General features: G+C 73.3%; 21 protein-coding genes and 2 tRNA genes. 5 read left to right on the top strand and 18 right to left on the bottom strand.

The window, feature by feature from the left end:
- Positions 1–99: 99 nt before the first annotated feature.
- Both Tsedi_RS10770 and Tsedi_RS10765 read left to right on the top strand, forming a co-directional pair.
- Complete coding sequence (locus Tsedi_RS10770; RefSeq protein WP_143896485.1) at positions 100–1092, top strand: NADPH:quinone oxidoreductase family protein; 993 nt, start codon at positions 100–102, stop codon at positions 1090–1092.
- A gap of 145 nt (positions 1093–1237) precedes the next feature.
- Positions 1238–2626, top strand: coding sequence for a sodium:solute symporter family transporter (locus Tsedi_RS10765; RefSeq protein WP_143896483.1), 1389 nt, complete (start codon positions 1238–1240; stop codon positions 2624–2626).
- Between the two features lie 88 nt (positions 2627–2714).
- Here Tsedi_RS10765 and Tsedi_RS10760 read toward each other — a convergent pair whose 3' ends face one another.
- The 10 genes from Tsedi_RS10760 to uvrC all read right to left on the bottom strand — a co-directional run bounded on the left by Tsedi_RS10760 (position 2715) and on the right by uvrC (position 12367).
- On the bottom strand, positions 2715–3806 hold the full coding sequence (locus Tsedi_RS10760; RefSeq protein ID WP_221934223.1) for a nucleotidyltransferase family protein: 1092 nt from the start codon (positions 3804–3806) through the stop codon (positions 2715–2717).
- A gap of 113 nt (positions 3807–3919) precedes the next feature.
- A complete protein-coding gene (locus tag Tsedi_RS10755; protein WP_143896479.1) occupies positions 3920–5065 on the bottom strand; it encodes a GGDEF domain-containing protein in 1146 nt (381 codons plus the stop codon).
- Between the two features lie 102 nt (positions 5066–5167).
- Positions 5168–5243 (bottom strand) — tRNA-His (locus Tsedi_RS10750).
- A gap of 55 nt (positions 5244–5298) precedes the next feature.
- Positions 5299–7191 (bottom strand): SurA N-terminal domain-containing protein, encoded by a 1893-nt coding sequence (locus tag Tsedi_RS10745; RefSeq protein WP_143896477.1) that lies wholly within the window; start codon positions 7189–7191, stop codon positions 5299–5301.
- Positions 7192–7248: 57 nt separating this feature from the next.
- Positions 7249–7324 (bottom strand) — tRNA-Val (locus tag Tsedi_RS10740).
- A 54-nt stretch (positions 7325–7378) separates the two neighbouring features.
- Entirely contained in the window at positions 7379–7654 is a 276-nt protein-coding gene (locus Tsedi_RS10735; RefSeq protein ID WP_143896475.1) for an HU family DNA-binding protein, read from the bottom strand.
- Between the two features lie 69 nt (positions 7655–7723).
- The gene (locus Tsedi_RS10730; RefSeq protein ID WP_143896473.1) at positions 7724–8839 is read right to left on the bottom strand and encodes a tartrate dehydrogenase; all 1116 of its coding nucleotides are present in this window, start codon (positions 8837–8839) and stop codon (positions 7724–7726) included.
- Between the two features lie 38 nt (positions 8840–8877).
- Positions 8878–9735, bottom strand: a complete 858-nt coding sequence (locus Tsedi_RS10725) for a DMT family transporter (protein ID WP_143896471.1) — start codon at positions 9733–9735, stop codon at positions 8878–8880.
- Between the two features lie 47 nt (positions 9736–9782).
- Positions 9783–10358: a CDP-diacylglycerol--glycerol-3-phosphate 3-phosphatidyltransferase gene (gene pgsA, locus Tsedi_RS10720; protein ID WP_143896469.1), complete on the bottom strand. Its 576-nt coding sequence runs from the start codon at positions 10356–10358 to the stop codon at positions 9783–9785.
- 50 nt (positions 10359–10408) lie between these two features.
- Positions 10409–12367, bottom strand: a complete 1959-nt coding sequence (gene uvrC, locus Tsedi_RS10715; protein WP_143896467.1) for an excinuclease ABC subunit UvrC — start codon at positions 12365–12367, stop codon at positions 10409–10411.
- On the opposite strand from uvrC, the gene earP reads away from it, so the two are divergent.
- The 3 genes from earP to Tsedi_RS10700 all read left to right on the top strand — a co-directional run bounded on the left by earP (position 12366) and on the right by Tsedi_RS10700 (position 15155).
- Complete coding sequence (gene earP, locus Tsedi_RS10710) at positions 12366–13499, top strand: elongation factor P maturation arginine rhamnosyltransferase EarP (protein WP_143896454.1); 1134 nt, start codon at positions 12366–12368, stop codon at positions 13497–13499. The genes uvrC and earP overlap by 2 nt on opposite strands.
- Before the next feature lie 97 nt (positions 13500–13596).
- Positions 13597–14151 (top strand): elongation factor P, encoded by a 555-nt coding sequence (gene efp, locus Tsedi_RS10705; protein WP_143896451.1) that lies wholly within the window; start codon positions 13597–13599, stop codon positions 14149–14151.
- Positions 14152–14246: 95 nt separating this feature from the next.
- Positions 14247–15155, top strand: coding sequence for an LOG family protein (locus Tsedi_RS10700; RefSeq protein ID WP_143896449.1), 909 nt, complete (start codon positions 14247–14249; stop codon positions 15153–15155).
- 16 nt (positions 15156–15171) lie between these two features.
- Here the strand turns inward: Tsedi_RS10700 and Tsedi_RS10695 are convergent, their stop codons facing one another.
- The 8 genes from Tsedi_RS10695 to Tsedi_RS10660 form a co-directional block, all read right to left on the bottom strand.
- Positions 15172–15531 (bottom strand): Na+/H+ antiporter subunit G, encoded by a 360-nt coding sequence (locus tag Tsedi_RS10695; RefSeq protein ID WP_143896447.1) that lies wholly within the window; start codon positions 15529–15531, stop codon positions 15172–15174.
- A gap of 13 nt (positions 15532–15544) precedes the next feature.
- Positions 15545–15823, bottom strand: coding sequence for a K+/H+ antiporter subunit F (locus tag Tsedi_RS10690; RefSeq protein ID WP_221934219.1), 279 nt, complete (start codon positions 15821–15823; stop codon positions 15545–15547).
- Entirely contained in the window at positions 15820–16404 is a 585-nt protein-coding gene (locus tag Tsedi_RS10685) for a Na+/H+ antiporter subunit E (protein ID WP_143896445.1), read from the bottom strand. The genes Tsedi_RS10690 and Tsedi_RS10685 overlap by 4 nt, the downstream gene beginning before the upstream one ends.
- Positions 16401–18050 (bottom strand): monovalent cation/H+ antiporter subunit D, encoded by a 1650-nt coding sequence (locus Tsedi_RS10680; protein ID WP_143896443.1) that lies wholly within the window; start codon positions 18048–18050, stop codon positions 16401–16403. Before Tsedi_RS10680 ends, Tsedi_RS10685 begins: the two co-directional genes overlap by 4 nt.
- Positions 18050–18412 carry a Na+/H+ antiporter subunit C gene (locus Tsedi_RS10675; RefSeq protein WP_221934222.1) on the bottom strand — a complete coding sequence of 121 codons (363 nt, stop codon included), beginning with the start codon at positions 18410–18412 and terminating at the stop codon, positions 18050–18052. Before Tsedi_RS10675 ends, Tsedi_RS10680 begins: the two co-directional genes overlap by 1 nt.
- Before the next feature lie 2 nt (positions 18413–18414).
- Complete coding sequence (locus Tsedi_RS10670; RefSeq protein WP_143896439.1) at positions 18415–21249, bottom strand: monovalent cation/H+ antiporter subunit A; 2835 nt, start codon at positions 21247–21249, stop codon at positions 18415–18417.
- A gap of 114 nt (positions 21250–21363) precedes the next feature.
- Entirely contained in the window at positions 21364–21687 is a 324-nt protein-coding gene (locus tag Tsedi_RS10665; protein WP_185970657.1) for a cation:proton antiporter, read from the bottom strand.
- Complete coding sequence (locus Tsedi_RS10660; RefSeq protein WP_143896436.1) at positions 21684–21941, bottom strand: MrpF/PhaF family protein; 258 nt, start codon at positions 21939–21941, stop codon at positions 21684–21686. Before Tsedi_RS10660 ends, Tsedi_RS10665 begins: the two co-directional genes overlap by 4 nt.
- Positions 21942–21947 lie beyond the last annotated feature (6 nt).

Here is a 21947-nt window from a genome sequence, read left to right as displayed (position 1 = left end):
GCGGCCATTGTAGGCCGGACGCCGCGCCGCCTCGGCGACAGCCGCCGCGCGCCCCCGGCGCTAGCATGCCGCGGTCGTCATGCCTGAGGAAGCATCCCGATGCGAGCCTGGATCTGTGAACAGCCCACCGGCCTGGACGCCCTGCGCTGGGGCGAGCGTCCTGACCCCGTCCCCGGCGCCGGCGAGGTGCTGGTGGAGATCGCCGCCGCCAGCGTCAACTATCCCGACCTGCTGATCGTGCAGGGACGCTACCAGCACCGGCCCGAGCCCCCCTTCGTGCCCGGGGCGGAGTTCGCCGGCGTCGTGCGCGCCGTGGGCGCCGGCGTCACCACCCTGACCCCGGGTCAGCCGGTGGCGTGCCTGGCCGGCACCGGCGCCTTCGCCACGCACGCGGTGGTGCCGGCGCACCTGTGCCTGCCGCTGCCGCCGGGCTTTGCGCTGCAGGACGCGGCGGCCTTCATCATGACCTACGCCACCGCGCACCATGCGCTGCTGGATCGCGGCGCACTGCGCCCCGGCGAGACGGTGCTGGTGCTGGGCGCCGCCGGCGGCGTCGGCACCGCGGCGATCCAGGTCGCCAAGGCCGCCGGCGCGCGCGTCGTCGCCGCCGCCTCCAGCGCCGCCAAGTGCGCGCTGGCGCAGCGCCTGGGCGCCGACGCCGTGCTCGACTATTCGGTGCACACGCCGGACGGCACGCTGCGTGACGAACTGCGCCGCCTGACCGACGGCCGCGGGCCCGACGTCGTCTTCGACCCGGTGGGCGGGGCGCTGACCGAACCGGTGCTGCGCTCGATCGCCTGGCGCGGTCGCCTCCTGGTGATCGGCTTTGCCGGCGGCGCGATCCCGAGCCTGCCGCTGAACCTGCCGCTGCTCAAGGGAGCCTCAATCGTCGGCGTGTTCTGGGGCGAGTTCGCGCGCCGCGAGCCGGCCGCCAACGCCGCGCTGCTGCAGGCGCTGGTGCAGGGCTACCTGCAGGGTCACTACCGGCCGGTGATCGACACCGTGCTGCCGATGGCCGCGCTGCCCGAGGCGCTGCGGCGGCTCGAGGCCCGCCGCGTGCTGGGCAAGCTGGTGCTGCGCAACGACGACTAGAATCCCGGCATCTGCAGTCGCCAGGGGAGCCCGGCGCGTGTCCGCGGCAGCGGACGGCCCGGGCTGAGAGTGGACGGCAGGCCGCGGGGGCCGTGGTCCAGACCCTGGAACCTGATCCGGTTCGTACCGGCGGAGGAAGCGCGACATGACCTGGATGCCGATGGCCGCGGTGGGCGCGGCGCTGTTCGTCTTCGTGCTGGTGGGGCTGCGCGCCCGCACCGCGGGCGATTCGCTGGATGACTACCTGACGGCACGCGGCTCCCAGGGCGCCACGACGCTGGGCCTGTCGTTCGTCGCCTCCGGGTTGGGGGCGTGGATCCTGTTCGTGCCGCCGGAGATCGGCGCCTTCGTCGGCCCGCTGGCGCTGGCCGGCTACGCCGTCGGGGCGGCGCTGCCTTTCCTGGTGCTGGCGTGGTGCGCCCCGGCGCTGCGGCGCCGGCTGCCGGCCGGTCGCAGCCTGACCGACTACGCCGGCCAGCGCTTCGGGCCGGCGGTGCGCGGCTGGGTGCTGCTGCTGTCGCTGCTGTACATGCTGTGCTTCCTGGCCGCGGAGCTGACCGCGATCGGCTCGGTGGTGGCGCTGCTGACCGGCGGCGCTGGACGCTGGGCGGTGCTGGCGGTGGCGGTGACCACGCTGGCCTACACCGCCTGGGGTGGCCTGCGCGCCAGCCTCGCCACCGACCGCTGGCAGGCTTGGCTGCTGCTGGCGCTGCTGGCGCTGGTGGCCGCCTGGCTGCTCGGCCAGCCAGGCGCCCCCGCCGCGGCCCCGGGCGCGCCCGCCGGGGCCCCGCTGCCGGTGGCGCTGTCGGTGGCGGCCACGCTCGTCATCGCCGTGACCGTGGCCAACCTGTTCCATCAGGGCTACTGGCAGCGCATCTGGGCCGCCACCGACGAGCGCGCGCTGCACCGCGCGGCGTGGCTTGGGGCGCTCGGCAGCGCGGCCGCGGTCGCGCTGGTCGGGACGCTGGGGATCGTCGCGGCGCAGCGCGGCCTGCCGCTCGGGTCGCCGCCGGTGCCGCTGTTCGCGCTGGTGCAGCCGGCGCCGACGTTCATCGTGGCCGGGGTGCTGGTGCTGGCCGTCGCCTTGGTGGCTTCGTCGGTGGACACGCTGCAGAACGCCATCGCCTCGCTGCTGGTGACACAGCGCGCCGGCGCGACCCTTGCGGGCGCACGCTGGGCCACCGTGCTGCTGATGGTGCCGGTCGTCGCCATCGCGTGGCAGGGCCTGTCGGTGCTGCGGCTGTTCCTGGTGGCGGACCTGCTGTGCGCCACCGCGGCGGTGCCGCTGCTGCTGGGGCTGTGGCGGCGCACCCCGCGCCACGCGGCGCTGGTCGGCATGGCCGCCGGGCTGCTCGGCGCGGTGCTGCCGGACGCCTGGGCCGCCGGCTCCCTCTGGCAGGGCCTGGTGGCGGCGACCTTTCCGGCCAACGTGCCGACGCTGGCGCCGTTCGCCGGGGCGCTGGTCGGCTCCACTGCGGCGACGCTGACGCTGGCGTGGCTGGCGCCGCTGCACGCGGCCGACGCCGCACGCTGACGACCCGCAGCCTGCCCGCGAGCGCACCCGTCAAGCCGCCGCCCGGACGAGCGGCCGGAATCGGCTGCCGGTCCCGACGGCCCCGGCCTCAGGCGCGCGCGTCGCCCCAGCGCAGCGGGCAGCGGTCGTCGCCGACGTAGGTGGCGCGGCCGTGGCGGTCCACGCAGTAGCTCGGCGAGACGATCATGTCCTGGAACAGCATGCCGGCGCCGATGCGCGTGTACTCGAACAGCACGCTGCGCTCCACGCGCGAGCCGGCGCGCAGGTGGCTGCCGTGGCCGATCCACGCCGGCCCGACGACGGAGCAGCCCTCCTCCAGCCGCACGCTGGAGCCGATGTAGACCGGTCCGGTCACCTGCACGCGGTCGAAGTCGATGCGCGTGTTGAGCCCGACCCACACGCCCGGGCGCACCTCGGTGCCCGGCATGCGCAGGTCGGCGATCTCGCCGCTGAGCACGCGCTGCAGCACCGACCAGTAGTCGCTCACGCGCCCGATGTCGATCCAGTGAAACGGCCGGCTCTGCGCGTAGAACGGCAGGCCGCGCTCGACCAGCAGCGGAAACAGCTCCGCACCGATGTCGAACACCCGCCCCGACGGCACCAGGTCCAGCACCGCCGGCTCGAAGATGTAGATGCCGGTGCTGGCCAGATTCGAGCGCGCCTCCTCGGGCCGCGGCTTTTCCTGGAACGAGACCACGCGCCCGTCCTCGTCGGCCACCACGATGCCGTAGTTGCCGACCTGCTCGCGCGGCACCGGCAGCGTCACCACGCTGGCCAGCGCCCCCTTGGCGCGGTGCTCCGCCAGCGCCGCGGTGATGTCCAGGTCGACCAGCGCATCCCCGCACAGGACGATGGTGGTCTCGTCGAAGAAGCCGCTCATGTCCTGGATGCGCTTCATGCCGCCCGCCGAGCCCAGCGGCCGCGGCAGGATGTCGCCGTGCTCGTAGGTACCCTCGTACGAGTAGCCGATCTCCACCCCCCAGCGGCGACCGTCGCGGAAGTACTGCTCGATCTTGTGGTGGTTCCAGGCCACGTTGACCATGATCTGGCGCACGCCGTGCGCGGCCAGCCGCTCCACCAGGTACTCCATCACCGGCTTGTCCAGGATGGGGATCATCGGTTTGGGCAGGTCTTTGGTGAGCGGACGCACGCGGGTGCCCTGTCCCGCGGCGAGGATCATGCCTTTGGCCATGGTCGTCGCAACACTCCCTGAGGAGACGGTACCGCCGGCCCCGTGCCGCGCGGCGCTGGGCCGCTATGGTAGCAGCGGCCGCTGCCCCGCCTGCGCAGCCGTCAGCGGCCGAGCCGCTGGTGACGGCGCGCCTTGACCTCGTACATGCGCGCATCGGCCACGCGCAGCAGCTGCGCCGCTTCCTCTCCGTCCTGCGGGTGGCGCGCCACGCCGACGCTGGCGCCCAGCGGCAGCGGCACGTCGGGCTCGACGATCGGCTGCGCGGCGGCCTCCTCGATCGCCTGCGCCACGCGCTGCACCACCGCCTCGTCCCCGCCGTCCTCCAGCCAGAGCACCACGGCGAACTCGTCGCCGCCGAGGCGGGCCACCAGATCGCGGTCGCGCACGCAGCGCTCCAGCCGCCGGGCGACGATGCGCAGCACCTCGTCGCCGACCGCGTGCCCGAGCTGGTCATTGACCTGCTTGAAACCGTCCAGATCGACGAACAGCACGACCACCTGCCCCCGCCCCTGCCGAACCGCGGCCAGGCGGGCCCGAAGCTGGCGCATCAGCGCCTCGCGGTTGGCCAGACCGGTCAGCGGGTCGCGCAGCGCCCGCCATTCGGTCAGCTCCTTCTCCCGCACCGTGCGCTGCAGCTCGCCACGTAACCGCTGACGCAGCCAGAAGCCCTCGTGCAGCAGGCGCTGGCGCTGACGCGCCGCGATCACGCCGATGATGTTGGCGCTGACGAAGAAGAAGGCGTGCGCCAGCAGCGCCTCGGCATCGCCCGGGCCGGTCATGCGCTGCGCTCCCACCGCGATCAGCAGGTACAGCACCACCAGGCCGAAGCCCACGCCACCCAGGATCCACACCGGCAGGTAGGTGAAGGTGTACAGCGCCATCACCACCAGGATCAGCCCGGTGTAATAGAGCCAGCGCGCCAAGTCGTGCGGACCGGCGAGCAGCACCATCACCTCGATGCCCAGCCCGACGACCACGAAGCTGGTGACCATGATGGCCGGATAGTGCCCCAGAAAGCCGGGCCAGCGCGTCAGTGCCAGCAGCCCGAGCAGCCACGCGACGACCACCGCCCGCACCAGCCACACCGCGTGCAGCGCCGACGGGATGGCCCACCAGTCGAGGATGCCGAACAGCGCATACAGCGTCGCGCCCAGCACCGCGAACTCGCGCGCGGTGCGGATGCGCTGCGGGCCGAGCTCGCGCTCGTAGGCGTCGCGCGCGTCGGAACCGGCCGGGGTGACGTCCATCGCCCTCTCATCGTACAACGACGCCGCGACCGCCGCGGCCAGAGCCCGGCCGGCAGCCAAGAAAAAACCCGGCGCGGGATCAACCGGCCGGGTCGGGCAGTGTGGGGTGGCTGATGGGACTCGAACCCACGACAACCAGAATCACAATCTGGGACTCTACCAACTGAGCTACAGCCACCGTGGAAGCTGTCATTATAACCGGTTCGGCACCCCTTTCGGACGACAAGGATGCCTCACTTGACCAGCAGCTCGGCCTGGTAGCGCGCGCGCAGCGCCGCCAGCAGCGCACGCGCCTCGCCCTCGCCCCACAGACGTGCCAGCTCGCGCGCCTCGGCGCGCGCCTGCTCGGGCGCGGGCGCCGGCCGCGCCGCCGCGCGCCGCACGCGCAGCACCGCGGCCCCCTCCGCGCCGAGGTCCACCAGCGTCCATGCCGGCGCTTCCCCCTGCAGCGGCACCGCCAGCGCCGCGCGCACCAGGCGCGCGTCGAGCCCCTGCGCGGCCTGGCGCGACACCACCACCGGGCTGCCCAGTGCGCCGTCGGCCGGCGGCTGCGTGCGCCATTGCGCCAGCCGCTGACGCGCCTGCTCCAGCGCGGCCGCGCGGGCGCGCTCGGCCACCAGCGCCGCGCGCACCTGCTCGGCCACCGCCTCGAACGGCTGGGCCTGCGCCGGCCGGTGCTCGACGACGCGCACCGCCAGCAGGCGGTTGCCGCGCAGCTCGATGGCACGGCTGTTGAGCTTGCGCCGCAGCGCTTCCTCGTCAAAGATGGCGCGCAGCGCCGCCGGCTCGGCCAGCGCGGGGTCGGCGTCGCCGCCGACCGGCCCCTGCCGCTCGACGGTGGCGCGCCGCACCGTCAGCCCCAGCGCCTCGGCCGCCGGCTGCAGGCTGTCGGGCTGCTCGTAGACCAGGTTGCCGAAGCGCTCGGCCTGTTCGGCGAACTGGCGCGCGGCCTGCTGGGCGCGCCATTCCTCGACCAGGCGCGCACGCGCGCGCTCGTAGGGCTCCACCGGCTCCTGCCGCACGTCCAGCAGCTGGATGATGTGCAGGCCGAACTCGCTCTCGACGATGTCGGAGATCTGCCCCTTGGCCAGCGCGAACACCGCATCCTCGAACGGCTTGACCATCGCGCCGCGGCCGAACCAGCCCAGATCGCCGCCCTGGCTGGCCGAACCGGGGTCCTGCGAGTGCTGGCGCGCCAGCTCGGCGAAGCGTGCCGGCTGGGCGCGCACCTCGGCCAGCAGCTGCTCGGCCCGCGCCCGCACGCGCGCCTTGGCCTCGGCCGTGTCGGCCTGCAGCAGGATGTGCGCGGCGCGGCGTTGCTCGCGCTGGCCGGCGCGCGCCGCGTTCTGCTCGTAATAGTGACGCAGCTCGCCCTCGCTCGGCTGCAGGCGCCGCGCCACCGCGTCGCGGTCGAGCAGCAGGTACTCCACCACCGCCTGCTCCGGCGTGCGGAAGTCCTGGCCATGCGCGGCGTGGTGGGCGCGCAGCTCCTCGTCGGTGACGCGCACCCCGGCGGCGAAGTCGGCCGGACGAAACCTTGCCAGCGCCACCTCGCGCCGTTCGAACCAGGCCGCCGTGGCCAGCTCGACGCTGGCGAGCGGCAGGAAGGCGCTGGCCTGCACCAGCTCCGGCAGGCGGCGGCGCGCCAGGTCGGCGCGCACCAGCGCCTCGTACTGCGGCGCGGTCAGCCCCTGGCTGCGCAGCAGGTCCTGGTAGCGCTGGGTATCCAGTGTGCCGTCGGCCTTGCGCAGGCTGGCGATCGTCGGGTCACGCAGCAGCTCGGCGGCGAGCTGGCGGTCGGTCACGACCATGCGCAGATCCTGCGCGGCGCGCGCCAGCACGCGCTCGTCGACCATGCGCTGCAGCGTCGCGCGGCGGCTGTCCTCGCTTTCCAGCAGCGCGCGGTCCAGCCCCGGCATGCTGGCCGCCAGCCGCTCGACCTCGCGCCGGTGCGCGGCCTCCCATTCGGGGCGCGTGATGCGCTCGCCCGCCACGCGCGCCACCGGCTCGGCACGCTCGCGCAGACTGGTGTAGCCCTGCACGCCGAAGAAGACGAACGACGGGATGATCAGCAACATGAGCAGTGCCATCAGCACCTTCATGTTGTTGCGGAACAGGTCGAACATGGGGTGTCAGGGCACGTCGGCAGACTGGGGAAGGGGAAAGCGGGGCGATGCAGGGGGTGGTGGGTGCTGACGGGTTCGAACCGCCGACCTACGCCTTGTAAGGGCGCCGCTCTGCCAGCTGAGCTAAGCACCCGCCCGTGCGGCCGCGCCCCGGGGGATGGCCGCCTGGCGCCGGTCCCTGCCGGCTTCAGCCGTTGACGGCGTCGCGCAGGGCCTTGCCGGGCCGGAATTTCGGCATTCTAGCGGCTGGAATGTCGACCGGCTCGCCGGTCTTGGGGTTGCGACCCTTGCGCGCGGCGCGCTCGTCGACCGCGAACGTGCCGAAGCCCACCAGCGTGACCTCGCCGCCGCGCACCAGCGTCTGCGTCACTCCCTCCAGCACGGCCTCCAGCGCCCGGGCCGCCTCCTGCCGCGTCAGCTGCGCGCGTTCGGCAATGTGTTCGATCAGTTGTGCCTTGTTCATCGATATGGCTCTCCGCAGGTGCGGTGCGCCACCCAGGCGCACCGGCGAAAAGGCGCCGTATTCTAGCCGTCAGGCCCCCGCGCGCAGCGCCTCGGCGATCGCGCGGCCGAGGTCGGCGGTGCCGGCGCGCCCGCCCAGGTCCGGCGTGCGCGGCGCGCCGCTGCCGGGCGCCAGCGCCGCCTCGATGGCGCGCACGATGGCGTCGTGCGCCTCCCGGTGGCCGAGAAAGTCCAGCATCAGCGCGCCGGACCAGATCTGCCCGATCGGGTTGGCGATGCCGCGGCCGGCGATGTCCGGCGCCGAGCCGTGCACCGGCTCGAACAGCGACGGAAAGCGCCGCTCGGGGTTGAGGTTGGCCGACGGCGCGATGCCGATCGTGCCGGTGCAGGCCGGCGCCAGGTCGCTCAGGATGTCGCCGAACAGGTTGCTGGCCACGACGACGTCGAAGCGATCCGGCCGCTGCACGAAGTGCGCGGTCAGGATGTCGATGTGGTACTGGTCCACCGCCACGTCCGGGTAGGCCGCCGCCATCGCCCGCACGCGCTCGTCCCAGTACGGCATCGTGATGGCGATGCCGTTGGATTTGGTGGCGCTGGTCAGGCGGCCGCGGCGGCGGCGCGCCTGCTCGAACGCGAAGCGCAGCACGCGGTCCACCCCGTGGCGCGTCATCACCGTCTCCTGCACCACCAGCTCGCGCTCGGTGCCCTCGAACATGCGCCCGCCGATGCTGGAGTACTCGCCCTCGGTGTTCTCGCGCACGATCAGCATGTCGATCTCGCCGGGCGCGTACGGCGTGCCGTCGGCGCGCACCAGCGGCGCGCGCACCCCCGGCATCAGCCGCGCCGGGCGCAGGTTGACGTACTGGTCGAACGCGCGGCGAAACTGCAGCAGCGAGCCCCACAGCGAGACGTGGTCCGGGATCTTCTCGGGCCAGCCGACCGCGCCGAAGTAGATCGCGTCGAACCCGCCGAGGATGTCCTGCCAGTCGGGCGGCAGCATCGCGCCGTGGCGCTCGTAGTACGGCCAGCAGGCGAAGTCGAAGGTCTCGAAGCGCAGGTCGAGGCCGAAGCGGCTGGCTGCGGCTTCCAGCACGCGCAGGCCCTCGGGCATGACCTCGGTGCCGATGCCGTCGCCGGGGATGACGGCGATGCGGTGCCCCAGGGTGGGGGTGGACGAGGCGGTCATGAAGCGGTCTCCCGGGTCAACGTTCTGGGCGCGACGGGTCAGCGCGGCGCGCCGCCGCGCACCACCAGCGCCACGCCCACGGCGGTGAGCGCCGTGCCGGCCAGCGTCATGGCGGTGATCGGCTCGCCGAACAGCGCCCAGGCGATCAGCGCGGTGCACGGCGGCACCAGGTACATGAGGCTGGTCACCGACGCAGCCGCGCCGCGCTGGATCAGCAGATACAAGAGCGAGCTGCCGCCCAGCGTCAGGCCCAGCACCGACCACGCCATGGCGCCGGCCGACTCCATGTTCCAGCGCATCGGCTCGCTCTCCAGCCACGCCAGCGGCAGCGTCACCACGAGCGCCGCGGCCAGTTGCACCGTGTTGGCGGTGCGCACGTCGCAGGGGGCCAGAAAGCGCTTCTGGTACAGCGTGCCGGCGGTGATGGACAGCAGCGCCGCCACCGCGAACGCCAGATTCACCGGCGTGGCGCTGTCGCCGGGGCCGCCGTGGCCGAACTTGTGCCACACCACCAGCACCAGCCCGGCCAGGCCCAGCGTCAGACCCAGCCACTGGCGTGCGGTCACGCGCCCGCCGGTGGACGAGAGCCACACCGCCGTCAGCACCGGCTGCAGGCCGACGATCAGCGCCGACAGTCCCGCGCCCATGCCGGCCTTGACGGCCGCCCACACGCCGCCCAGGTAGCCGGCGTGCATCAGCACGCCGGTGACCGCCAGGTGCCCCCACTGCGCCGGCGTGCGCGGCCACGCCACGCGTGCCAGCGCGATCCACACGCCGAAGCAGGCGATCGACAGCGCGTAGCGCCACGCCAGGAAGGTCATCGGCGGCGCGTGCGGCATGCCGAAGCGCGCGACGATGAAGCCCGTGCTCCAGATCAGCACGAACACCGCGGGCATGGCGGCGAGCCACGCCGACCCGTTGCGTTGGCCGGACCCCACGCCCGTCACGGCCGCCGCGGCGCGCGCGCGCGGATTTCGGGAATCGCGCGGCGCAGGTAATAGACCATCGACCACACCGTCAGCACCACCGCCGCCCACAGCAGCAGCGTGCCCCACCAGCGCGTATCGACGCCCCACAGCACCCCGTCGTAGAGCAGGAACGGGATCGCCACCATCTGGGTCGCGGTCTTGAACTTGCCGACCATGTGCACCGCCACGCTGCGCGTGGCGCCGATCTGCGCCATCCACTCACGCAGCGCCGAGATCGCGATCTCGCGCCCGATGATGATCAGGCCGGCGAACACGTCGGCGCGCCCCAGGTGCACCAGCACCAGGATGCAGGCGCTGACCAGGAACTTGTCCGCCACCGGATCGAGGAAGGCGCCGAACGCCGACGTCTGGTTGAGCCGCCGCGCCAGGTAGCCGTCGGCCCAGTCGGTCAGCGCGAAGACGATGAACAGCCCGGTGGCCACCGCGTTGGCCCACGCCAGCGGCCAGCCCGGCACGTGAAACACCGCCACGATCAGGGGGATGGCCGCGATGCGCGTCCAGGTCAGCAGCGTCGGCAGCGTCAGGAACATGGTGGCTGCGATTATGCGGGCGCGGCGCCCACCGCCGCTGCCCCGGCGCGTCACCCGTGCAACGCGCGGTGGATCGCCTCGGCCAGCTCGCGCGAGATCCCCTCGACGCTGGCCAGTTCCTCGACGCTGGCCGCCGCCACCCCGCGCACGCCGCCGAAGCGCGCCAGCAGCCGGGCGCGCTTCTTGGGCCCGACGCCGGGGATCTCCTCCAGCCGGCTGCCGCCGGTGCGGGCGCGGGCGCGGCGCGCGCGCATGCCGGTGATGGCGAAGCGGTGCGCCTCGTCGCGGATCTGCGCCACCAGCAGCAGCGCCGCCGAATCCGGCGGCAGCGCCACCTTCGGCCGGCCGTCGGCGAACACCAGCTCCTCCAGCCCGACCTTGCGCCCCTCGCCCTTCTCGACGCCGACCAGCCGGCCGATGTCCAGCCCGAGCGAATCGAACACCGCGCGCGCCGCCGCCACCTGCGCCGCGCCGCCGTCGATCAGCACCACGTCCGGCAGCCGTGCGCCGCCGGCGTCGTCACCGCCCTGCTCGGCCAGCTGGCCGGCCAGCCGACCGTAGCGGCGCTGCAGCACCTGGCGCATCGCCGCCGGGTCGTCGCCGGGCGTGATGCCCTCGATCGCGTAGCGCCGATACTGGCGCGGCTGCATCTGGTGGTGCTCGTAGACGACGCAGGAGGCCATCGTGGCCTCGCCGGCGGTGTGCGAGATGTCGAACGCCTCGATGCGCAGCGCCGCCAGCGCCTCGGGGGTGGCCGCCTCCAGCCCCAGCGCCTCGGCCAGCGCGCGCGTGCGCGCCTGCTGCGAGCCCTCCTCGGCCAGCAGGCGCGCCAGCTGCAGCTCGGCGTTGGTCTGCGCCATCTCGAGCCAGACGCGGCGCCGCTCGCGCGGATGGAACACCGCGCGCACCCGCACGCCGCTCTGCTCGCTCAGCGCCTCCAGCAGCGCCTCGTCCACCGGCGCGCCCAGCACCAGCAGCGGCGGCGGCGGCACGTCGGTGTAGTGCTGGACCAGGAACGCCTCCAGCACGCGCTGCTCGGCACCGGCCGCGCCGTCCACGTCGGCCAGCGCCGCGCCATCCTCGACGTGGGCCGGGAAGGTTGACCGGTCGCCCAGGTGGCGCCCGCCGCGCACCATCGCCAGGTTGACGCAGGCGCGCCCGCCGCGCACCGCCACCGCGACGATGTCCACATCCTGGTCGTCGTGGCTCTCCATCGCCTGCTGCTGCAGCACGCGCGAAAGCGCCCCGATCTGGTCGCGCACCTCGGCGGCCTGCTCGAACGCCAGCTGCGCCGCCAGCGCCTCCATGCGTGCCTGCAGCGCCTGCAGCACCTCCTGGCTGCGGCCTTCCAGAAAGTCGCACGCGGCGCGCACGTCGGCGGCGTAGTCCGCCGGGCTGATCGCGCCGACGCAGGGCGCGCTGCAGCGCTTGATCTGGTGCAGCAGACACGGACGGGTGCGGTGCGCGAACACCGTGTCCTCGCAGGTGCGCAGCCGAAACACCTTCTGCAGCAGCTCGATGGTCTGCTTGACCGCCCAGGCGTTCGGATAGGGGCCGAAATAGCGCGCGCGCCGGTCGACCGCGCCGCGGTAGTAGGACACGCGCGGGTAATGGTCCGGGTTCGGCGTGCCGGGCATCGCGCCGGCGCCGGCTGCGTCGACCACCCGGCTGCCGGCCCCCACGCGCAGGTAGGGGTAGCTCTTGTCGTCGCGGAACAGGATGTTGTAGCGCGGCTGCTGGGTCTTGATGAGGTTGCTCTCCAGCAGCAGGGCCTCGGCCTCGGAGCGCACGACGGTGGTCTCCAGCCGCGCGATCTTGCCGACCATGTGGCCGATGCGCGTGCCGTCGTGGGTGCGCTGGAAGTAGCTGCTGACGCGCCGCTTCAGGTCGCGCGCCTTGCCGACGTAGAGCAGCTGCCCGTCGGCGTCGAAGAAGCGGTAGACCCCGGGCAGCGCCGGCAGCGCCGCCACCATGCGCAACAATGCGTCGTCGTGAACCGAGGAGACCATGACGCAGGATTGTCCCTCACCCCTTGCCGCCCCGGCGCTGCGCTGGGACGTGTTCTGCCACGTGATCGACAACTGGGGCGACGCCGGCGTGGCGTGGCGCCTGTGCCGCCAGCTCGCCGCCGCCGGCCAGCAGGTGCGGCTGTGGATCGACGACCCGGCGCCGCTGGACTGGATGGCGCCGGGTGCGGCGCACGGGGGCGTGCCGGGCGTGGCGGTGCACCGCTGGCCGCGCGCGGGCGAAGCGCCCCCGCCCAGCGGCCTGCCGCCCGCGCAGGTGCTGGTGGAAATGTTCGGCTGCCATGTCCCCGATGCATGGGTGCGGGCCCTGCTGCCGGCGCACGACGAGACCGGCTGCCCGACCGTCTGGCTCAACCTCGAATACCTGAGCGCCGAGCCGTGGGTCGAGCGCAGCCACGGCCTGCCCTCGCCGGTGCTCAGCGGCGCGCTGACCGGTCGCACGAAGTGGTTCTTCTTCCCCGGTTTCACACCCGCCACCGGCGGGCTGCTGCGCGAGGCCGATCTGGACGCACGCCAGGCCGCCTTCGACGCGGCGCGCTGGCGCGCCGCGCACGGCGGCCACGCCGGACCATGGGTCAGCGTCTTCACCTACGAGCCCGCGGCGCTGGCCGCGCTGCGCCGTCAGCCCGCGCTGGCCGCGGCGCACTGGCTGGTGGCGCCGGGGCGCAGCGCCGCGCACTGGAGCCGGCTCGACGCGGCCGCGCCGCTGTCCGCCGCGGCGCGCGTGACGCCCTGCGCGCCGGTGCCGCAGGACGCGTTCGACGAGCGACTGTGGGCCTGCGACCTCAACCTCGTGCGCGGCGAGGATTCGCTCGTGCGCGCGCTGTGGGCCGGCCGCGCCTTTCTCTGGCAGCTCTACCCGCAGGACGACGCCGCGCACCACGCCAAGCTGGAGGCGTTCCTGGCCTGGGCGGACGGACCACCCGGCTGGGCGGCGTGGATGCGCGCGCTCAACGACGCGCCCGGCGGCGCCGACCCGCCGCCGCTGACCGCAGCCGGGCTGGCCGACTGGACGGCCCTGGCCACCGCGCTGCGCGCGCGGCTCGCGGCCCAGCCGGATCTGCTGCGGCGGCTGCTGGCGTTCGTGCGCGAGCGCCGCGGCTGCCCCGCTTGAAAAGTCCGGCCCGCGGTAGAATATAGGGTTCGTTCCGAACCTGACTGGCGCGCGCGTGGCAACGCGCGCCGACCGTCTCCTCCTCCCGCACAGCACCATGAAACTCGCCCAAGAAATCCGCGCCGGCAACGTCATCATGCACGGCAAGGACCCGATGATCGTCCTCAAGACCGAATACCAGCGTGGCGGCCGCGGCGCCGCCACCGTGCGCATGAAGCTCAAGGCGCTGCTGAGCAACAGCGCCACCGAGGTCGTCTTCAAGGCCGACGACAAGCTCGACAACATCATCCTCGACAAGAAGGAGTGCACCTACTCGTACTTCGCCGACCCGATGTACGTGTGGATGGACGCCGAGTACAACCAGTACGAGGTCGAGGCCGAGAACATGGGCGATGCGCTCAACTACCTCGAGGACGGCATGACCGCCGAGGTGGTGTTCTACGAGGGCAAGGCGATCTCGATCGAGCTGCCCACCAGCGTCGTGCGCGAGGTCACCTGGACCGAGCCGGCGGTCAAGGGCGACACCTCCGGCAAGGTCATGAAGCCGGCCAAGATCGCCACCGGCTTCGAGGTGATGGTGCCGATCTTCGTCGAGCAGGGCGACAAGATCGAGATCGACACGCGCACCGGCGAATACCGCAAGCGCGTCTGAGCCGGGCCACCGGCGCCAGGCAGCGCCGCGCCGCCGCGGGCGGTCCGAGGAGGCCCCGGCACGGGGCCTTTTTCATGTCCGAACTTCGACCGACGATGACGCCTCCGTCTCACGACCCCGCGCACGACCTGCAGACCCGCCGTCTGGCCGACGCCGGTGTCGAGATGCACCTCTTGTCCGAGGACGGCACCCGTCCGCCGCCGGACGCCTACCGGCTGGCCTTCGCCGACCCCGAGTTCCTGCTGCGGCGCGAGACGCGCGGCATCCGCTTCCAGCTCGAGCTGCTCAAGCCCGACCTCGGCATGGCCGAGCTCGGCATCGAGAACACCATCGTCGTCTTCGGCAGCGCGCGCTTCCGCGAGCCGGCCGAGGCCGAGGCGATCTGGCAGGCGGCGCAGGCCAGCGGCGACGCGCAGGCGCTGCGCCGCGCCGAGGCGCTGCGGCGCAACGCGCGCTACTACGAGGAGGCGCGCCGCTTCGCGCAGCTGGTGGCGGCCTACAGCCAGTCGTGCCCGAAGGACAGCCAGCTCTACATCGTCACCGGCGGCGGCCCCGGCATCATGGAAGCGGCCAACCGCGGGGCGCACGACCTCGGGGCCCCCAGCGTCGGGCTCAACATCCTGCTGCCGCACGAGCAGGAGCCCAACCCCTACATCTCGCCGCAGCTGCGCTTCAAGTTCCACTACTTCGCGCTGCGCAAGATGCACTTCATGATGCGCGCCAAGGCGCTGGTGGCCTTCCCCGGCGGCTTCGGCACGCTGGACGAGCTGTTCGAGGTGCTGACGCTGGTGCAGACGCGCAAGGCGCGCCCGGTGCCGGTATTCCTCTACGGCAGCGCGTACTGGAAGCGCCTGATCGACTTCGACCTGATGGTCGAGGAAGGCGTGATCGCGCCCGAGGATCTGAATCTGTTCAGCTACGTCGACACGCCCGAGGACGCCTGGAACGGCATCCGCGCGTTCTACGACCTGCCCGAGGCCTGCCCGGTCGACCCGGGCGTCTGAGGCGTGGCCGGCGGCGTCACCGGCCGGCGGTGCCCTGCTCCGCGTCACGCATGCGCAGCGCCTCACGCGGCAGCGGCGCGCGCGACGGCACGCGCAGGTGCAGCGCCGCCTGCGCCATCAGGCTGGCCGACACCGGCGCCGTCACGAACACGAACAGCGTGATCAGCAGCTCGGCCACGCCGGGGCGCCCGTGCGCCAGCGTCACCAGCATCGAGGCGATCAGCACGCCGCCGACGCCCAGCGTCGAGGCCTTGGTCGGCGCGTGCAGCCGCATGTAGAAATCCGCAAAGCGCATCAGCCCGATGGCACCCACCAGCAGGAAGAACGACGCCGTCAGGATCAGCAGCGCGGCCAGGTTTTCCAGCAGAGCCGTCATCGCCCGTCCCCCCTCACTCGATCACGTCGCCGCGCGCGACGTAGCGCGCCAGCGCCACCGTCGAGACGAAGCCCAGCATCGCCACGATCAGCGCCGCCTCGAACAGCAGCTCGGTGTCGAAGCGGATGTCGAGCAGGATGATCAGCGCCACCAGCCCCATGTAGAGCGTGTCCAGCGCCAGGATGCGGTCGGGCAGCTCCGGGCCGCGCAGCAGCCGCCAGCTGCACAGCAGCACCGCCACCGCCACCACCGCGGTGCCGACGTCCAGGGCCAGCATCAGCAACGGGCTCATCGCTTCACTCCTTCCATGCGCGCCGCGCGCGCGGCGTCGAGATCGACGCGGAACACGCGCACCAGCGCCGCCTCGTAGCGCGTCTTCATGTCGGCCACCATGGCCGCGGCGTCGTCGCAGTTGAGCGCGTGCACCAGCAGCTCGCCGCGGCGCTCGTCGATCACCGCCGACACCGTGCCCGGCGTCATCGTGATGATGCTGGCCAGCAGCGCATTGACGCGCGGGTGGTCGGTGTCCAGCGGCAGGCGCAGCCAGGCCGGCCGCACGCGCCGCATCGGCCCCAGCGTCAGGCGGGCCACCGTCACGTTGGCCACCACGATGTCCCACAGCACCACCGCCGCCAGCCGCAGCACCGAGGGCCAGTGCAGGCGGCTGGCATCGCCGAGGAACGGCGCCAGCAGCCGCGGCACCGCCCACGCCAGCAGCAGCGCCGCCAGCCAGTGCACCAGCGCCAGGCTGTGCGCCAGCACCAGCCAGGTCAGCCCGAGCTGCAGCGACAGCACCGGGTGCGGAAACCAGCGCCGCCAGCCGGTCGGCGGCTGGCCGGGGCGCAGCGGTTCGTGGCGGGCGTCCGGGGTCATCGGCCTTCCTCCTGCGCGGCGGCGCCCGGCGCCGGCACGCGCCCATCGTACGGGCGGGTGGTCGGCACGGCAGGGCCGCCGTGACGCGCCAGCACCGCCGCCGCGTAGCCGGCCTTGTCGGTGAGCTGGTGCGCGGCGGCATCCGTGTAGGCCTTGACCGGAGCGGCGCCGGCTGCCAGCGCCACCGTCAACGCCATGAACGTCCACGGCGCAGCCAGCAGACGCGCACTGCTGCCAGCCGACGGGTCGGGGCGCGCCGGCTCGACGTGCCAGAACATCACCACGCCGGCGCGGGCCAGGCCGACCAGCGTCAGAAAGCCGACCCCCAGCACCACCGTCCACACCCAGAGCTGCGCCGGCAGCCCGGCCGAGCTCTGCAGCAGCATCACCTTGCCGAGAAAGCCCGGCAGCGGCGGCAGCCCGGCGGCGGAGGCCGCACCGAACAGCATCATCACGCCAAGCAGCACCGGCTCACGCACCGCCGGCGCCGGCTGCAGCCGGTCGCCGACCGCGCCGCGCTGCGCCGCCAACAGCTCGACGAACAGGAACAGCCCGGCGATCACCACCGTGCTGTGCAGCGTGTAGTACAGCGCCGCCGACAGCGCCTGCGGCGTGAACAGCGCCACGCCGGCGACGATGGTGCCGACCGAGGCCACCGTCAGGTACGCCACCAGCCGCGCCAGCGTGTGCGCCGCCAGCGCCCCCAGCACGCCGAGCACGCTGGTCACGAGCGCCGCCGGCAGCAGCCACGGTTGGGCGGTCAGCGTCGCCGCACCGGCGTCCAGCCCGAAGATCACCCAGTGCACGCGCACGATCGCGTAGACGCCGACCTTGGTCATCACCGCGAACAGCGCCGCCACCGGCGCGCTGGCCGCCGCGTAGGTGCCCGGCAGCCAGAAGTACAGCGGCACCAGCGCCGCCTTGACGCCGAACACCACCAGCAGGATCAGCGCCGCGGCCTGCGCCAGCCGCAGCTCGGCGCCCTGCAGCTGCGCCACCTTCAGCGCCACGTCGGCCATGTTGAGCGTGCCGGTGACCGAGTAGATCATCGCCAGCCCGATCAGGAACAGCGCCGAGGCGGTCAGATTCAGCACCACGTAGTGCACACCCATGCGCAGCCGCTCGCGTCCCTGCCCGTGCAGCAGCAGCACGTAGGAGGCGATCAGCAGCACCTCGAAGAAGACGAACAGGTTGAACAGGTCGCCGGTGAGGAAGGCGCCGTTGAGCCCCATCAGCTGGAAGTGGAAGATGGCATGGAAGTGGCGCCCGCGCGTGTCCCAGCCGCCGCAGGCATAGGCCAGCACCGGCAGCGCCACCGCCTGCGTCAGCAGCACCATCAGCGCCGAGAGGCGATCGACCACCATCACGATGCCGAACGGCGCCGGCCATTCGCCGAGCTCGTAGACCGTCAGCTCGCCGCCGGCGGCACGCGCCACCAGCGCCGACGCCAGCAGCAGGCCCAGCGTCGCCGAGACCAGGCTCAGCGCACGCCGGCGCGCCTGGCGCGCCGCGCCGCCGTGGCCACCACCCTGCGCCGACGGGCCGTCATGGTCGCCGAGCAGCAACAGCGCCACCGCCGTCAGCGACGGCAGCAGCACCGACAGCACCGGCGCGTGCGCCAGCCAGAACGCCTGCAGCCCCGCCATCAGCCCTCCTCCTGGCGCGCGGCGGCGCCCAGCGGCACCCCGGGCTCACGCCCGTCGACGTGGTCGCTGCCGTTCTCGTGCGCGCTGCGCAGCGCCAGCTCGACAATGAAGCCGGTGGTGGCAAAGCCGATCACGATCGCCGTCAGCACCAGCGCCTGCGGCAGCGGGTCGACCGCCGTCTCGCCGCTGCCCAGGATCGGGTGCGCGTCGGTCCACAGCCGCCCCATCACGAAGATGAAGACGTTGACCGCGTAGCTCAGCAGCGACAGCCCCAGCACCACCGGGAAGGTACGCCCGCGCAGCAGCAGGTAGATGCCGCACGCGGTCACCAGCCCCAGGCCCGAGGCAACCAGAAACTCCATGCTCATCGTGCCGGCCCTCCGGCCGCGGCCGCGTCGCGCTCGTGCCCCTCGACGCTGGCCGAGCCCAGCACCGAGATCGTCAGCAGCGTGGCGCCGACCACCGTGAAATACACCCCAAGGTCGAACAGCGCCGCGCTTGCGAGCGGCAGCTCACCCAGCAGCGGCAGGTGCGGATGGCCGTGCGCGCTGGTCAGGAACGGCCGCCCGAACAGGAAGGCACCGATGCCGGTGGCCCCGGCGGTGGCCAGCCCGGTGCCGATCCAGCGCACGTAACGCCGCCCGGCCCCCGCGCGCAGCGCGGCCTCGGCACGCCGCTGGCCCAGCGCCATGAACTGCAGCACCAGCGCCACCGCCGTCACCAGCCCGGCGATGAAGCCGCCGCCGGGCGCGTTGTGCCCGCGCATGAAGATGTAGACCGCCACCACCAGCGCCGCCGGCAGCACCACCGAGGCCGCCACGCGCAGCAGCAGCGGCGGCTCGGCAAAGGTCCAGCGCCGTCCGCCCTCGTCGACCGCCGGCCGGTGCACGCGCATGCCCTCCAGCAGCGCCAGCACGCCGATCGCCGCGATCGCCAGCACCGTGATCTCGCCGAACGTGTCGTAGCCACGGAAGTCCACCAGGATCACGTTGACGACGTTGGCGCCGCCACCCTTGGGCAGCGAGTGCTCGAGGAAATACCACGCGATCGAGCTGTAGTCGCGCGTCAGCATCACCCAGGCGATCCAGCCCAGCCCCGCCCCGCCGGCGATCGCCAGCAGCGCGTCGCGCAGGCGCCGGTCGGGGCTGGATTCGCGCGGCGAGCGCGCCGGCAGCAGCGCCAGCCCCATCAGCAGCAGCACGGTGGAGACCAGCTCCACCGACAGTTGGGTCAGCGCCAGATCCGGCGCCGAGAAGCTCACGAACACCAGCGACGTGACCAGCCCCACGACGCCGACCAGCACCACCGCCAGGAACCGCCAGTGGTGCAGCCACACCAGCGCCACGCAGGTGGCCGCCAGCAGCGCCCACACCACCCAGGCCAGCGCGTTGGCGGGCAGCCGCTCGCGCGCGCCGGCGCCGATGCCCTGCCCGGCCAGCACGGCCGCGGCCGCCACCACCGCCGCGCCGACCAGCCACGCCAGATAGCGCTGCAGCGAGCCGTTTTCCAGCGCCGCGGTGGCGCGCCCGGCCAAGCCCAGCAGGCCGTCGACCGCGCGCTCGAACACCACGCGCCCCTGCAGCGGACCGAACCAGCCCTCCACCGCCAGCCCGTGCAGCCGGCGGCCGCGCTGCAGCGCGGCGTACAGCGCCACTCCGCCGGCCAGCGCCAGCAGGCTCATCACCAACGGCAGGTTGACGCCGTGCCACAGCGCCAGGTGCAGCTCGGGCAACGGCTGCGGCGCCACCATCGCCGCCGCCGCCACCTCCACCAGCGGGCCGAACACCGCCGCCGGCGCCAGCCCCGCCGCCACCGCGATCAGCACCAGCAAGGTGGCCGGCAGCCACATGCCCAGTGGCGGCTCGTGCGGGTGCGGGTTCGGCACCTCTCCCGGCGGCCCGTGGAAGAAGGTGTCGTGCACCAGCCGCAGCGAATACGCCACGCTGCATGCGCCGGCCAGCGTCACCACCAGCGGCACGAACCACGTGCCGGTGCCCACCGCCTCGGCGAAGAACAGCTCCTTGGAGACGAAGCCGTTGGTCAGCGGCACGCCGGCCATCGAGGCCGCCGCGACGACCGCCAGCGTCGCGGTCCACGGCATCAGCACCGCCAGGCCGCCCAGCCGCCGCATGTCGCGCGAGCCGGTCTCGTGGTCGACAATGCCGGCCACCATGAACAGCGGCGCCTTGAAGCTGGCGTGGTTGAGCACGTGCAGCAGCGCCGCCGCCGCCGCCAGCGGCGAGCCCAGCCCGACGAGGAACATGATCAGCCCGAGGTGGCTGACCGTGGAGTAGGCCAGCAGGCCCTTGAGGTCGTGCTTGAAGATGGCCACGAAGGCCGCGAACGCTACCGTGACCAGCCCGGCGCCCGTCACCAGCAGCTCGAACGTGCCGCTGCCGGCCAGCACCGGATGCAGCCGCATCAGCAGGAACAGGCCGGCCTTGACCATGGTGGCCGAGTGCAGGTAGGCCGACACCGGCGTCGGCGCCGCCATCGCGTCCGGCAGCCAGAAGTGGAACGGCCACTGCGCGCTCTTGGTGAAGGCGCCCAGCAGGATCAGCAGCAGCGCCGGCACGAACCACGGGTCGGCCTGGATCTCGGCGGCGCGGCCGGCCATCTCGCTGATCTCGAACGTGCCGGCGACCCAGCCCAGCAGCACGAAGCCCGCCAGCATCGCCAGCCCGCCGCCGCCGGTCACCGCCAGCGCCTGCCGCGCCCCGGCGCGCGCGTCGGCGCGGTGGCTCCAGTAGCCCACCAGCAGGAACGACGACAGGCTGGTCAGCTCCCAGAACACCACCAGCAGCAGCAGGTTGTCCGACAGCACCACGCCCAGCATCGCCGCCATGAACAGCATCAGCACGGCGTAGAACTTGCCGGGCGGATCGTCCGGGCCGAGGTAGTAGGCCCCGTAGACGACGATCAGCACGCCGATGAAGGTGATCAGCGCGGCGAACAGCCACGCCAGGCCATCCAGGCGCAGCCCGACGTTGAGGCCGATGTCGGGCACCCACGGCAGGAAGCCCGCCACCGCCTGCCCGGCCCAGACCTGCGGCGCCTGCGCGACGATCAGCGCCAGGCTCGCCAGCGTCACGGCCAGCGCCGCCCCCACGGTGGCGGCGCGCGAACGCCGCGACAGTGCCCACGTCAGCGCGGTGCCGACGAGCAACGGCAGCAGGATGATGGCAAGCAGGACGGCCATGACGACGGAGCGGGATGAGGCGGGCGCGACCCGGCGGCCGCGCCGCCGCGGCGGATGCCGCCGCGACCCCGCGATTGTAGGCACGCGCGGCGGCGCTTTTCGCCGCGGCGCGGCTCAGCGCGGCGGGCCGCCGGCGGAGGCGGCGCGGCGCATGTCGTCGTCCAGCCCGGCCTCGCGCACCGCGGCGCGCGCCAGCAGGTTGGACGCCACCGGCAGCGTGGCCAGCAGAAAGCCGATCACCAGCAGCAGCCGCCACGTCCACGCCCACTGCCCGGCCACCAGCAGCGCGCCCAGCGCCACCAGCGCCACCGCCAGCGTGCCGGCCTTGGTGGCGGCGTGCTGGCGCGTCAGCGCGTCCGGCAGCATGACCACCCCCCAGGCCGCCACCACCAGCAGCGCCGCGCCGGCCAGCAGCAGCAGACTGCCCAGCGCGCTCACGACATGCCTCCCCGGTCCACCAGCCGCGCCCAGCCGATCGTGGCCACGAATCCCACCAGCGCCAGCCCGATGGCCACGTCGAGGAACACCGTGCGCTGCGTGGCCAGCGACGCCGCCACGCACAGCGCCACCGCCGCCGCCAGCAGGATGTCCAGCGCCACGATGCGGTCGGCGTGGCGCGGCCCGCGCAGCATCCGCACCACCGCCAGCGCCGTGGCCACCCCCGCCGCCAGCACCAGGATCGTCACCGTCACGCCCAC

Source organism: Tepidimonas sediminis (assembly GCF_007556605.1).
Taxonomy (GTDB): Bacteria; Pseudomonadota; Gammaproteobacteria; order Burkholderiales; family Burkholderiaceae_C; genus Tepidimonas; species Tepidimonas sediminis.
The sequence above is the reverse complement of the archived record's forward strand: the minus strand, read 5'-3'. Positions and strand labels throughout refer to the sequence as shown.